At 62.2% G+C, this 13,181-nt stretch carries 10 protein-coding genes and 2 tRNA genes; 2 read left to right on the forward strand and 10 right to left on the reverse strand.

Going from position 1 to position 13,181, the window contains the following annotated elements; all coding sequences use genetic code 11:
* The first annotated feature begins 229 nt into the window (after positions 1–229).
* Together ACX5I4_RS14655 and ACX5I4_RS14660 are read left to right on the forward strand one after the other, a co-directional pair.
* On the forward strand, positions 230–2,278 hold the full coding sequence (locus ACX5I4_RS14655; RefSeq protein ID WP_461837289.1) for a TPM domain-containing protein: 2,049 nt from the start codon (positions 230–232) through the stop codon (positions 2,276–2,278).
* 99 nt (positions 2,279–2,377) lie between these two features.
* On the forward strand, positions 2,378–3,166 hold the full coding sequence (locus ACX5I4_RS14660; protein ID WP_461837290.1) for a PspA/IM30 family protein: 789 nt from the start codon (positions 2,378–2,380) through the stop codon (positions 3,164–3,166).
* A gap of 61 nt (positions 3,167–3,227) precedes the next feature.
* Here the strand turns inward: ACX5I4_RS14660 and ACX5I4_RS14665 are convergent, their stop codons facing one another.
* The 10 genes from ACX5I4_RS14665 to ACX5I4_RS14710 form a co-directional block, all read right to left on the reverse strand.
* Positions 3,228–4,364 (reverse strand): acyl-CoA dehydrogenase family protein, encoded by a 1,137-nt coding sequence (locus ACX5I4_RS14665; RefSeq protein ID WP_461837291.1) that lies wholly within the window; start codon positions 4,362–4,364, stop codon positions 3,228–3,230.
* 41 nt (positions 4,365–4,405) lie between these two features.
* On the reverse strand, positions 4,406–5,338 hold the full coding sequence (locus tag ACX5I4_RS14670; protein ID WP_461837292.1) for a cytochrome b/b6 domain-containing protein: 933 nt from the start codon (positions 5,336–5,338) through the stop codon (positions 4,406–4,408).
* 90 nt (positions 5,339–5,428) lie between these two features.
* Positions 5,429–6,400, reverse strand: a complete 972-nt coding sequence (locus ACX5I4_RS14675) for an electron transfer flavoprotein subunit alpha/FixB family protein (RefSeq protein WP_461837293.1) — start codon at positions 6,398–6,400, stop codon at positions 5,429–5,431.
* Positions 6,401–6,413: 13 nt separating this feature from the next.
* Positions 6,414–7,181, reverse strand: a complete 768-nt coding sequence (locus tag ACX5I4_RS14680; protein ID WP_461837294.1) for an electron transfer flavoprotein subunit beta/FixA family protein — start codon at positions 7,179–7,181, stop codon at positions 6,414–6,416.
* Between the two features lie 187 nt (positions 7,182–7,368).
* On the reverse strand, positions 7,369–7,740 hold the full coding sequence (locus ACX5I4_RS14685; protein WP_461837295.1) for a VOC family protein: 372 nt from the start codon (positions 7,738–7,740) through the stop codon (positions 7,369–7,371).
* 150 nt (positions 7,741–7,890) lie between these two features.
* Complete coding sequence (locus ACX5I4_RS14690; protein WP_461837296.1) at positions 7,891–8,184, reverse strand: hypothetical protein; 294 nt, start codon at positions 8,182–8,184, stop codon at positions 7,891–7,893.
* 249 nt (positions 8,185–8,433) lie between these two features.
* Positions 8,434–8,510 (reverse strand) — tRNA-Met (locus ACX5I4_RS14695).
* A 155-nt stretch (positions 8,511–8,665) separates the two neighbouring features.
* A tRNA-Met gene (locus ACX5I4_RS14700) sits at positions 8,666–8,739 on the reverse strand.
* A gap of 242 nt (positions 8,740–8,981) precedes the next feature.
* The gene (locus ACX5I4_RS14705) at positions 8,982–11,984 is read right to left on the reverse strand and encodes a UPF0182 family membrane protein (protein ID WP_461837297.1); all 3,003 of its coding nucleotides are present in this window, start codon (positions 11,982–11,984) and stop codon (positions 8,982–8,984) included.
* Positions 11,985–12,117: 133 nt separating this feature from the next.
* Positions 12,118–13,146: a YlbL family protein gene (locus ACX5I4_RS14710; protein WP_461838742.1), complete on the reverse strand. Its 1,029-nt coding sequence runs from the start codon at positions 13,144–13,146 to the stop codon at positions 12,118–12,120.
* Positions 13,147–13,181 lie beyond the last annotated feature (35 nt).

The following is a 13,181-nucleotide window of genomic DNA, read 5'->3' on the forward strand; positions in this document are numbered from 1 at the left end:
TGTGCCCCGAATAGCCCCGGCTAGCCCCCTCAACGTTGGAGAACACCAGATCTCTCCCCGTTTCGCTGGCGGCATATTTGCCGCTGTGGACGCTCCAAAAGGTGCACCATAGAATCAAGTGGAATTGCCACAGCGACCTGCGGCTTGACAACCATGCGTGGGGGCGCTGATGCATTCTGTTTCGATTGTTCCGGCCTGGACCAATCGCAGACGTGCTGAAGGGTTGCACATGCGGTCAATGTTGAAACGTGTACTCGCCGTCATAGGCCTGGCTGGAATGCTGGCCCTTCCGGCCGCAGCAGCCTGGGCCGCTGACCCGGTGACTATCCCGTCCGGCCAGAACATCACTGACGACGCCGGCGTCTTTCGCGACAAGGGTGCCGTTCAAAACGCCATCAAGTCCCTTTACTCCGAACACCAGTTCAATCTGTATGTCGTGACCGAGAAGACCTTCACCAATCCGAGCACGCCCACCGACTGGGGCAACACGGTGGCAAAGAACAAAGCATTCACTTCCACGGATGTCCTGCTGGCCATCGCCACGGACGAGGGCAAAGTGAACATCACCCGCGGGCCTGGCAGCAAGATCACCGATTCCCAGCGTGACGACATCCTCAAGAACGCTGTCTTGGCGAATCTCGTCCAAGGCAAGAAGAACTACGACCAAGCCGCGATTGATGCCGCCAAGGCCATCGGCGACACCCAGAATTCCGGAGCGGGCACAGCCGTACTCGTCGGCGCTGCCGTCGTTGCGGCCGGCGGTGTTGGCACATACCTGTACTTCCGCAACCGACGTAAGAAGAGCCAGGCATCCAGCGCCAGCTACGGTCCGCAGGGGGAACAGCTCGACCCCTTGGCTTCCTTGAGCATCGCGGAGTTGAGGCGCAAGTCCGGCACCCTGCTCATCGAAGCGGATGACACCATCAAGTCCAGCGAGCAGGAACTCGGGTTCGCCCAGGCGCAATACGGCGATGCCGCCGTCGGGAACTTCACCAAGGCGTTGCTGGAAGCAAAGAATCATATGACCGAATCCTTCAAGCTCCAGCAGCAGCTCGATGACCACATCCCGGACACCGAAGAGCAGCAGCGCAGCTGGCTCGGCGAAATCATCCGACGCTCGGAGGCCGCCCTTGAGTCCTTGCGCGAGCAGAAGGCCGATTTCGATTCCCTGCGTGAGCTTGAGAAGAACGCGCCCCAGGCTTTGGCAACCGTTGCTGCCGGCGCCAACGAGGCTGAGTCGAAGATCAGCAGTGCCGAACAATCCCTCAACGGCCTGCGCGAAAAGTACGCAGACAGTGCACTCGGCCACGTGAGCGACAACATCACGCAGGCCAAGGACCGGCTTGCTTTCGTTCAGAACGCAACAAACACTGCCCAGGAAAAGCTGGCGGCGGGTGAAAGCAGCCTCGCCGCTGTGGCCGTCCGTGCCGCGGAAGAGGGCCTGCACCAGACCAATGTACTGATTGACGCGATCTCCAAGGTCGCCGGCAGCCTCGATGAAGCCCGGAACTCGCTGGAGGGCGCGGTGGTGGAGACCAGCCAGGACCTGGCACAGGCCAAGGCAATGATCCAGTCCGGCCAGCACCCGGAACTAGCCGGTCCAGTGGCCGGAGTCGAAGCCGCGCTGGCTCAGGTCAAGGCCGAAATCCAAGGCGGGAAGATCGACCCCATTGCCACCTTGGACCGGGTGGAAAAGGCTCACCAGGCCTTGGACCAGTCCCTCTCGGGAATCCGCGATCAGCAGGAACAGGCGCGGCGCGCGCAGGCCTCGCTGCAGCAGACCATCATGGCGGCCCAGTCCCAGATCAGCGCAACCTCGGACTACATCGCGGCGCGGCGCGGCGGCGTAGGAACCGAAGCCCGCACCCGCTTGGCTGAAGCCCAACGGAATCTCGACTACGCACTGTCCATTTCCCGCAATGACCCGGTCACCGCACTGACGTACGCCCAGCAGGCCCAGTCGCTCGCGGCACAAGCCGCGCAACTGGCACAGTCCGACGTCGATCAATTCGGCGGCTTCGCCAACCAGGGCTACGGCCGTGGAGGCATGTTCGGCGGTGGGGGCAACGGTGGCGGCCTCGGCGGAGCGATCCTCGGCGGCATCCTCATCAACTCCATACTCCACGGCGGCGGAGGCGGCTGGGGCGGCGGAAACAACGACGGCGGAGGTGGCGGCGGATTCTTCGGCGGCGACTCCGGCGGCGGAGGAGGCTTCTTCGGCGGCGACGGCGGCGGTGGCGGCTGGGGTGGCGACTCCGGCGGAGACGGGAGCTTCTAGCTCCCAAAGACTAGGTGGGGGCCGGTCCCCGCGTAGAGCGGTACAAGAACTGATCACTGGATTCAGTGGGCACCACTGAGCAGGACGAAAGGCAACACCATGGTTAAGCAGTCCATTTTCGGGCGGATCGCGCAGCTCGCCAAGGCGAACATCAATGCCTTGCTCGACCAGGCTGAGGACCCGCAGAAAATGCTGGACCAGATGGTCCGCGACTACTCGAACAACATCGCCGAGGCCGAGTCGGCCGTGGCACAGACCATCGGCAACCTCCGCATGCTCCAGGCCGACTACAACGAGGACGTCAAGAACGCCCAGGACTGGGGCAACAAAGCCCTTGCGGCCTCCCGCAAAGCGGACGAGTACCGGGCTAGCGGAAATGCGGCCGACGCCGTGAAGTTCGACAATCTTGCCAAGGTGGCCATCCAGCGCCAGATGTCGGCCGAGAACGAGGCCAAGTCCGCCGAGCCCAACATCGCCTCCCAGTCGGAGGTCGTGGACAAGCTCAAGAGCGGGCTTGACCAGATGAAGGGCAAGCTCAACGAGCTCACCAGCAAGCGCAATGAACTGGTCGCCCGCTCCAAGACAGTTGCCGCGCAGACGCAGGTTCACGATGCCCTCAAGAGCATTGACATCATGGACCCCACCAGCGAAGTTGGCCGTTTCGAAGAGAAGATCCGCCGCGAAGAGGCCAAGGTCCTCGGCCAGCAGGAGCTTGCAGCCTCCAGCCTGGACGCGCAGTTCAACCAGCTTGAGGACCTCGGCGAGCAGACCGAAATCGAGGCACGCCTGGCGGCGTTGAAGTCCGGCGGCTCGAAAGCTGCGATCGGCGCAGGCGCTACCACTCCGGCGGATGACACTGTGGACGAAGCCGACTTCGACAAGCTCTAATCCCGCCAAACGAATGGCCGGACCTCCAGGGAGGTCCGGCCATTCGTGCTTCCTGCGTTCTTCAGGCTCCCACCGCAAGCCGCCCGACGATCAGCCGCATGATTTCGTTGCTGCCTTCCAGGATCTGGTGGACACGCAGGTCCCTGGCGATCTTCTCCAGCCCATACTCGGACAAGTATCCGTAGCCGCCATGCAGCTGGATGGCCTTGTTTGCCACGTTGAAACCGGCATCCGTGGCGACGCGTTTGGCCATTGCGCACAGTCTCACGGTGTCCGGGGCGCCACGGTCCAGGGCGTCAGCGGCACGGAGTATCAGCGTCCTGGCCGTTTCGAGTTCAGTATCCATGTCGGCGATATCAAACAACAGGGATTGCTGGTTGATGAGTGGTCCGCCAAAAGCCGAGCGTGACTTGAGGTATGCGATGGACTTGTCCAGTGCAGCCTGGCCGCCGCCCACGGAACAGGCACCCATGTTCACCCGGCCGCCGTTGAGGCCCTTCATGGCGATGCCGAATCCACTGCCTTCCTCGCCGAGCCGGTTGGCTATGGGGACCCGTACGTCCTCGAAGATGACCTGACGGGTGGGCTGGGCATTCCATCCCATTTTCTTTTCGTTCGGGCCGAAGGACAGGCCCGGTGCGTCCGCGGGCACCACGATTGCTGTGATTCCCTGGCTTCCCGTGTCCGCCGTCCGGGCCATGACCACATAGACGCTGGAAACTCCGGCGCCCGAAATGAACTGTTTGGTGCCGTTCAGAACGTAACTGTCGCCGTCGAGCACTGCTTTGGTGCTCAGCGCCGCGGCGTCGGAGCCTGCTCCCGGCTCCGTGAGGCAATAGCTGCCCAGCGCTTCCATGGACGCAAGCTGCGGCACCCACTGGGCCCGCTGCGCATCGTTGCCGAAGGCGTCGATCATCCAGACCACCATGTTGTGGATGGAGATGTACGCCGCGATGGTGGGGTCTGCCTTGGACAGTTCCTCAAAGATCAGGGCAGCATCCGTCCGGGTGAGCCCTGAACCGCCGAATTCTTCCCGGACATAGATGCCTCCCATGCCGAGAGTGCCCGCTTCCCGAAGGACGTCCACCGGGAAGTGTTTGGTCTCGTCCCATTCTGCGGCGTGCGGAGCAATGGCGGTTGCGGCGAAGTCGCGCACCATCTCCACCACCGCTTGCTGGTCTTCTGTGAGCTCAAACATTGGCACTCCTTTTCCCGGGTTGTCCGGCTATTGGTAGCGGTTTATTTGCTGACTTTCCCCATCAGCGAAGCGATAGGACGAAGGAACAGCGGCCTGGCGAGGAACCATGCGCCAACAATCACCAGGAGGGACACAGCGAAAATGCCGAAGCCAACCCAGTTGATGTCGTCGCTGCTCCCATACATGTGGTTCAGGTTGCGCAGCGCCCCGGTGGCGAGGACCAAGGTGACATGCACGATGGTGAAGAGCACGAAGTACACCATCACCGGGAAATGCACTGCCCGGGCCAGCTCGATGGGATAGATCTTGTTCACCGTGCCGGCTTTCTTCGGCCATGCCGAGGAGGTGCGCAGGCCGGTGATGATGGCCAACGGGGCGGCGATGAAGACCGTCACGAAGTAGGTCAACAACTGCAGGGCGTTGTAGTTGACCCAGCCGTCCTCGGTAGGCCAGTTCAAGGATGCGTACTGGAGCGCCGCGGAAATGGCGTTCGGGAACACATCCCAGCTGGTGGGGATGATCCGCATCCATTGCCCGGTAGCGAAAATCACGATGATGAAGACAATGCCGTTCAGCACCCACAGCGCATCCAGCGTCAAATGGAACCAGAGGTCCAGGCTGATCTTGGTAGGCGCATTCTTGGTGCGGATCAGGCCTGAGTTGTTGCGGGTCCATTGGGCCGGAGGCCGCTTGGCCGTGCGGACCTGCCAGCCGGAGCGGACGATGAGCACCATGAAGAAGACATTCAGGAAGTGCTGCCACCCGAGCCATGCAGGGAACCCGACGGGGGCACTCTCCGGAAGGCTGGATGCGCCCGGGTAGTCATGCAAGAACGACTGCACACCCGACAGGCCGGTCAACCATTTGGCCAACAAGACAATGAGCAAAAGCACAACCAGCACGCCGGGAACCACCCAGACGGGTTGGGACCATTTGCTTTTGGCTGCTGTCGACTTTTTCGCGGGGGTGGACATCTTCTCAGACACCTCTCGGAAGAACTTTGCAATCACGGACGCATCAAGCTAACAGGCTTTGGGCTGAAGCGGCCAAAGCCTGTTACGCCGTCAGTTGGATCGGGCTTTGACGGCCTCGATGAGTTGTGGAACCACCGTGAAGATATCGCCTACGATTCCGAAGTCGGCCACGTCAAAAATTGGCGCGTCCTGGTCCTTGTTGATGGCGACGATGGTCTTGGCGGTCTGCATGCCGGCACGGTGCTGGATCGCTCCGGAAATACCCAAAGCGACGTAGAGCTGCGGGGAAACACTGACGCCGGTCTGGCCGACTTGGGCCGTCTGCGCGATGTAGCCGGCGTCGACGGCGGCACGTGACGCGCCGATCGCCGCACCCAGAGCGTCGGCGAGCTGTTCAACCAACACAAAGTTCTCGGAAGAGCCCAGGCCCCGTCCGCCGGAGACCACCGTGGCTGCACTGCGAAGCTCGGGGCGGGCGGAGGCAATGGGATCGTCGTTGAACTGGTCAATGACCGCAGCACCCGCGGTTGTGGCTTCGAGGGACACGATACTGACGTCTGCCGTAGCTGCCGGGGCGTGGCCTTCGATCGCACCCTGTCGAACAGTGAGGATGGGCAGCCCGCCATCCACGGTGGATTCAACGGTGTAAGCCCCGCCGAAGACTGAATGCCGGGCAACAACGGTTCCGCTGTCGCTACGCACCTGCACGACGTCGGCGAGCACACTGCCGCCCGTCCGCACGGCAAGCCGGGCGGCGGCTTCGCGCCCATCAGCCGTGTTCGCGGTGAGTACGGCGGCCGGTTCATAAGCCTCTACGGCCCCCCTCAGCGCATCCACCGCGGGGGCCACCAAAACGGTTCCGGCCGCTGGTGTCACAGCCGAGTAGATCCTTGCCGCGCCCAGCTCACCCAGGCGCGCGACGTCGTCGTCCGCCAGAGGCTCCGATGAGACCACGACGGCTACCGGCGAGCCCAGCGTGGCAGCGGCAGCCAACAGCCCGCGGGCGGACGCTGCAATCTCGCCGCGATGGGAAATTTCGATGAGTGCCAAGACGTTCGACATTTCTTTTCCTTCCTCAGACCAGGCGATTCGCAACGAGGAACTCAGCCAGTTCGCTGGCTGCGGACCCGTCATCAATGAGCTTCCGGCCGGCCGCCCTGGGTGGCCGTTCGACGGTGGAGACCACCACGGTGCGGCTCCCGCCTGCCGGGACGTCGAGCTCGGAGACGGACAAGGTGGTGACAGGTTTGCGCTTGGCGGTCAGGATGCCCTTGAAGTTGGGAAACCGCGCCTCCGGGAAGCGTTCAGTCACGGTGAGGATGGCGGGCAGCCCGGCGTGGACGTTGAGGGTTCCGCCCTCGCCCTGGCGAACGCCGCTTACCGCGCCGTCGGCGATTTCGGCGGAGATCAAGGATCCCAAGAGAGGCAGCTGGAGGTGTTCCGCCACCATGGCGGGCACGACGCCGGCGCGGCCATCCGTGGATTCGTTGCCGGCGAGCACCACGTCAAAACCCGTCGACTGCAGGGCCGCCGCCAGTGTCGCGGCGGTGCGGCCCGTGTCGGCCCCCTTCAGGGAATCATCCAGGATGTGAACCGCTGAATCCGCACCCATGGAAAGGGCCTTGCGCAAGGCCTGGGCGGCCTCGTCAGGTCCCATGGTCATTGCCACGACGTCGGTGCCCTTATTGGCGTCCTTGATGCGCAGCGCTGATTCAAGGGCGCGTTCGTTGATTTCATCGATCACATTGTCGGAGGCCTCACGGTCAAGCCGACCCGTGGCGAGGTCGAGCTTCCGCTCTTCCGCCGTATCCGGCACTTGTTTGACGAGCACGACGATCTTCATTCAACAGCTCCCTCGATGCAAATGGCTGACGCTTGGAATCGAGAATACTAGGAACTCCTAGTATTTACCATGGAGCGATGGAAGGAATGCTTGGAACTCCTATTGAATTTTCGGTTAGCCGCGATTCTCCGCGCCGGGCATGGCGATGCGGCCCAGCGCTAGATATCAGAGCTTCGCAGGGATCGATCTAGCCCTGGCGAATGCCGAGGGTGTTCCCGTCGGGATCGCGGAACCACGCGCCGCGTGCGGGGCCGAGCTGGGCGATGTGCCCTGTCGTGGCGAGGGGACCCTCTGTGTAGTCGAGGAACTCGACGCCCTTGCCGGCCAGGTCCTGGACCACGGCCTCGATGTCATCCACTTCGAAGTGGGCAAGGGTGTGCTCGGAAGCAGCAGGCGGACGCTTGAAGACTGAGATCTCGCTGACGGATCCGCACCGGTACCGGACGCCTACTGGCGTTTCCCAGAGGAAGGTCAGCCCTAAGATGCCGCCGTAGAACTCCTTCGCTCGATCCAGATCCGTGACCGGAACCGTCGCCACGACCATCGTTGCATTGATCATCAGTGACCTCCCTCGGGCCGGCCCACTCTGCCAACGTGACGGGCCATTCGGCCCAAGTTTCGTCCTCCGCGCACGTGACTGTCAACGCCTGGAGCGTTCGGAGTGATGTGCGGTCATGTGACCGGGAAGAAGATGGAGCCCCGAGCTGTCCTAGTTCGTGCAGTGTCCCGAGGTCCGGGTGATGCTGCTTCGCACGGCCATCATGACGCTGACAAGCACCGACAACGCTATGACCACGACGATTCCAGCGAAGTTGGGCTGGAATTCCAAGGCCAGCGCCGCGTTTTCGGTTCCGGGGTTCGCCGTGAACAGACCTGGCAGGGTCGTCCGGGAGCCCGTCGAAATGGCGACCACGCTCGTAGCCACGCACAGAATGAACGCCAGAGCCAATCCACCGGCCACACCGTTCAGGGCTGCGCCAACTATTTTCGACGTCTTGTTCATTGAGGTCCCTTCTGTGCCCCTACCCAAGAAACTAGCCGGTGTTTTCGTCTCTAGGTGGCGTAAAGGGCCAATCCCCGTGCAGCTTTGCCCGAAATAGGTGCAGTTTTCAGCAATCTAGGTGTGGTTCTCCACCCGTCTAGGTGTAAGCCGGGGAGGCGGTCTGGGCGGCCGCGGCCAACGGGGCAGATCAGCCTTAGCCAACCGGACAAACAAAAGAGCCCGCCCTGCTGGGCGGACTCTTTGTGTATTTGGTTGCGGGGACAGGATTTGAACCTGTGACCTCTGGGTTATGAGCCCAGCGAGCTACCGAACTGCTCCACCCCGCGTCGCAGAATCAACTCTACCGCACATTCATGGGCGCCCCTGACCACTCGGGTGTGGGCTGCGGCACGTCGGGCGATACCCCGCTTCCGTCCCACGAAGGCATGAAAAACAAAAAGATCCGGCACAGTGTTTCCACTGTGCCGGATCTTTTCTCCAGTTGCGGGGACAGGATTTGAACCTGTGACCTCTGGGTTATGAGCCCAGCGAGCTACCGAACTGCTCCACCCCGCGTCGCAAGAACTACTTTACCTGCCGGTGAATGTCAGGCCAAATCCAAACGACGTGACCTCCGTCTCCCTCACCCGAGGAAGGTCCGCCCTTGACCCAAAACGGCCTGAGCACCGCGATCAGACCACCGGAACCACCGGCCTGGTCAGCGGGAACAAAGGAAAGACCAGGCCAGCCCTCGTTGGGCTGGCCTGGTCTTGTAACGCTCCCCCAGCTAGGCCGATATCAGCCAGCTGGAGGATTGCCTACTTGCTCGGAGACGGCGAGGGCGACGATGTGGACGTCGGCGACGGCGTCGCGCTGGCCGACGGCACCGGCGCCGGCGTGACACCGAGCCGCGACTCGGCGTCGAGCGCCTTCTTTATTGCGGCAGACAGAATGTTCTGCTGAGCGCCGTAGCCGGCGAAGTCGCCCTTGGCCAGAGCGGCTTGGCCGTCCTGGATTGCCTTGTTGGCTTCATCCAACGCAGCCTTCAGTTGGGCCTGGGCGTCCGCCGTGGCGGGTGGAGTGCTAGTCCCTGGCGACGTGGGAGTCTGGCCGTTATTGGCCGAGTCCCCCGCAGAGGCTCCGGAGTCGCCCCCGAACAGGATCTTCAACGCGGCGTCGAGCGTCGGAGCAAAGCCGACCTTGTCACCGAAGGCCACCAGCACCCTCTGAAGCGTCGGATATGAGGTCTCACCTGTTGACTTCAGATACACCGGCTGGACATAGAGCAGGCCTCCGCCCACAGGCAATGTCAAAAGGTTGCCGTTGAGCACATCCGAGGCGCCCTGTCTCAGGAGGTTGAGCTCCCGCGACACTTCAGGATCGGAGTTGAACTTGTTCTGGGCCTGGCCCGGCCCCGGGACCTGGGTGTCCGTGGGCAACTGCAGCAGGCGCAACTGCCCGTACGTGTCCGCCTTCACCCCCTTCTGGCTACCGGCGTCGGAATCCGCTGCCAAGAAGCCGTACAGGATGTTCCGGGCGTTCCCGTTGACTACCTGCGGGATGAACGACGACGTCAGCTGGAAGGCCGGCTTGGTCTGGTCGGGCATCTGCAGGGACATGTAGAACGGAGGCTGCCGGACGGGATCCGTGACCGTCGGATCGTTAGGAACGCTCCACGCATCGTTGTTCTGGTAGAAGCTGTCCGCGTTGGTCACGTGGTAGCGCCCAAGCAGCTCGCGCTGGACTTTGAACAGGTCTTCCGGGTAGCGAACGTGGCTCATCAGCTGTCCCGACATTTCCGAGTACGGCTTGATGGTGCTAGGGAAGATCTTCTCCCAGGCCTTCAGGATGGGGTCCTGGTCATCCCAGGCGTACAGGGTCACCGATCCGTCGTAGGCGTCGACAGTGGCCTTGACCGAGTTCCTGATGTAGTTGACGGTGCTGTTCGGCAAGGCCGCGGTGCGTCCGGAGGTGGTCTGCGAGTCGGCCGTGGCGTTCTGCAACTGCTGCTGCTGGGAGTAAGGGAAGTACTGGCTGGTGGTGTAACCGTCCACGATCCACTTCACACGGCCATCGACCACTGCGGGATAGGCGCTGCCGTCCACGGTCAAGTAGGGAGCAACCTTTTCCACGCGTTCACGCGGGGTGCGGTCATAGAGGATCTGGGACTTCTCGTTGACGCCGTCAGAGAGCAGCAGATCCGAGGACTGGAACTTGATGGAGTACAGAAGGCGGTTGAACCAGTTGCCGACGCTCGGGCCACCGTTACCGGTGAACGTGTATTGCGTTTCGGTCGACGTGTCCTTGCCGGCCGGACGGTCCTGCTCACGGTGCGCGGCGCCGTCCGGAGCGCCGACCACCGAGTAGTCCGGCGAATCTTCGCCGAAGTAGATGCGGGGCTGGTAGCTCGCATCGCTGCCGAGGGTACCCATCGACGGAATGCCGGACAGCAGGAAGTCCGGCTTGCCGTCAACCGTGAACGTGTTTCCCTTGGCGGCCACTACGCCGTAACCGTGCGTGTAGACGATGTGCCGGTTGACCCAGGTTTGCTGGCTGGCGTTCAACCCGTCCTGGTTCAATTCGCGGACAGCAATCACGGTGTCCTGGGTCTTGCCGTTCACCGTGTACCTGTCAACGTTCAGGGCCTTGGGGAACTGGTAATACGGACGGTACTGCTCCAACTGGGAAAACGCGGAGGAAACAAGGTTCGGGTCCAGCAAACGGATATTGGCAGCCGTCTGCGCATCCTTGGCGAGCGCCCCGGTCTTGGCGTCCGTCGTGGCGTTGTAAGGAGAAACCTTGATCTGGTCCAAACCGTAGGCGGCCCGGGTCATCGCGATATTGCGGTCGATGTACTTGTTTTCCAGCGTCTGCTCCGATGGGCGGACTTGGAACTGCTGGATGACCCACGGGTACACGCCACCAGCCAGGATCGACGTGATAATCAGCATCGCAGTTCCGATGACAGGAAGGCGCCAGCGACCGATCACAGCAGCCACGATGAAGAGGACGGCCACCAGGCCGGCGGCAACCGCCAGGATGGTCTTGGTGGGGATCACGGCGTTGACATCGGTGTAAAGGGCGCCCGCCCAGTGTCCGCCGTTGTTTTGGACGGTGCTGTAGACGTCAAGCCAGAAATTGGCCCCCAGAAGGAGCAGGAAAACGGCGCCGGTCACAGCCAGGTGGATCTGTGCCGCGCGGCTCGTGAAGATGCCGCGTTCCATGAGCCTGATGCTGCCGTAGAGATAGTGCGTCAGGATTCCGGCGATTCCGGCAACCACCACAACGCTCATCAGGAAACCCGTGACGAATCCAAGGAACGGCAAAGTCATGAGGTAGAAGCTGATGTCCAGGCCGAACTGCGGGTCAGCCTGACCGAATGGTACCTGGTTGAAGAACAAGAGGACTTTCTGCCATTGGCTCGCAGCGGCGCTTCCGGCAAACAGTCCGAAGAGGACGGGGATGCCGATCATGACCACGCGGCGCACCGGCTCAAGCTGAGCCTGATACCGGTTCATGTTGTCCCTGGCCTCGGAGTCCGGGGCATAGACGGGCCGCGCGTGGTAGGCGACGCGGATCGCGTAGAAGACTGCGACGAACATCAGGACGAAGCCAGCCAGGAAGACGAGGATCCGGGCAAGATTCTCCCGGAAATACACTTCGAAGAAGCCCAACTGCTGGTACCAGAGGACGTCAGTCCACACATTGGCGAAGAAGATGAATCCCACCACGACGAGCGCCACGACGATCAGGGTAGGGGTCAAGGCACCCCGTCTCAGCGGCGGTCTTCCGGGCGGGTTGGTGCTGGCTGGACGGGACAAACTCGGTACCTCATAGCTGGTCGTCAGTTAATTGTCATCAGTGCGTGTGTTCGTCGGCCCCGGTGCCTGGTGCTGATGGCGGAGGCCGTCATATGTGCCACGAGTGGCGGTGGAGCTAAGTTCCATCGTCAGTCTAGTTGTTGGAGCACGTCGGAAGACGGGACATGTCCTGTCCAGAGGCGAGTCGTTCCACGGCCGACTTTGCATCCGCCAGGGTCTCCACTTTGACCACTTGCAGGCCGTCCGGAATATGGCCTACGACTTCGTCGCAATTGGCTGCCGGGGCGAGGAAAAGGGTGGCGCCTCCGTTGCGGGCTCCCCGCATTTTCTGGGCGATTCCGCCAATTGGCCCCACGGTGCCATCGGGCGAAATCGTGCCGGTGCCGGCCACATGCTTGCCACCCGTGAGGTCGCCGGGAGTAATACTGTCGATGATGCCAAGGGCAAACATCATGCCGGCACTCGGTCCGCCCACTTGGTCCAAGGAGATCTTGACGTCGAACGGGAAGGTGAACTTGTACTGCAGCATCACTCCGAGGATGTAGCGGCCGCTTGAGCTCTTGCCCGGCGTGATGTTCACGGTCACCGGTGTGCCCTTGCGATCGACGACGACGGCGGCAGGCGCGCCCGCGCCGTCGGCAAGTGCGGTTTGGATGACGTTGAGCGACGTGACCGCCTTGCCGTTGATCGAGGTGAAAACGTCTCCGGTTTGGAGTTTGCCTTCGGAAGCCGAGCCGTCCGACAACCCTGCGACTTCAAGTTTCTGTTGGTACGGAATGTTCTCTTCCTGGAGCGCCGAGGCAACCGCGTTCTCTTGGGAAGTGGTCATGGCGAGCGCGCTTTCCTGCTCGGATTGCTGCTTCGTGGTGCCTTTGGGATAGAGCAGTTCTTCGGGGTACACGGCTTTGGAACCATCCAACCAGGCCTGGAACGCCTCGAAAATGCTCACGGGTCCGTTGGGGCCGCCGCTGATATAGACGGTGGTCAGGTCGAGATTTCCTTTGGCAGGGAAAGTCTGGTGGCCGGTGATGCTGATGACCGGCTTGTTGTGCTCCGTGCCCAGGGTGTTGAACGTCGGCCCAGGAGATTCCACCACGTAAGGAACAGGGAGGGCAGCGGCGGCGACTCCCAACACAAGGGTCAGGGCACCGGAGACCAGCATCGCAAAGTACCGTCCGTCGCGCCGCCGTGCCGGTT

The organism is Arthrobacter sp. MMS24-S77 (assembly GCF_054888235.1).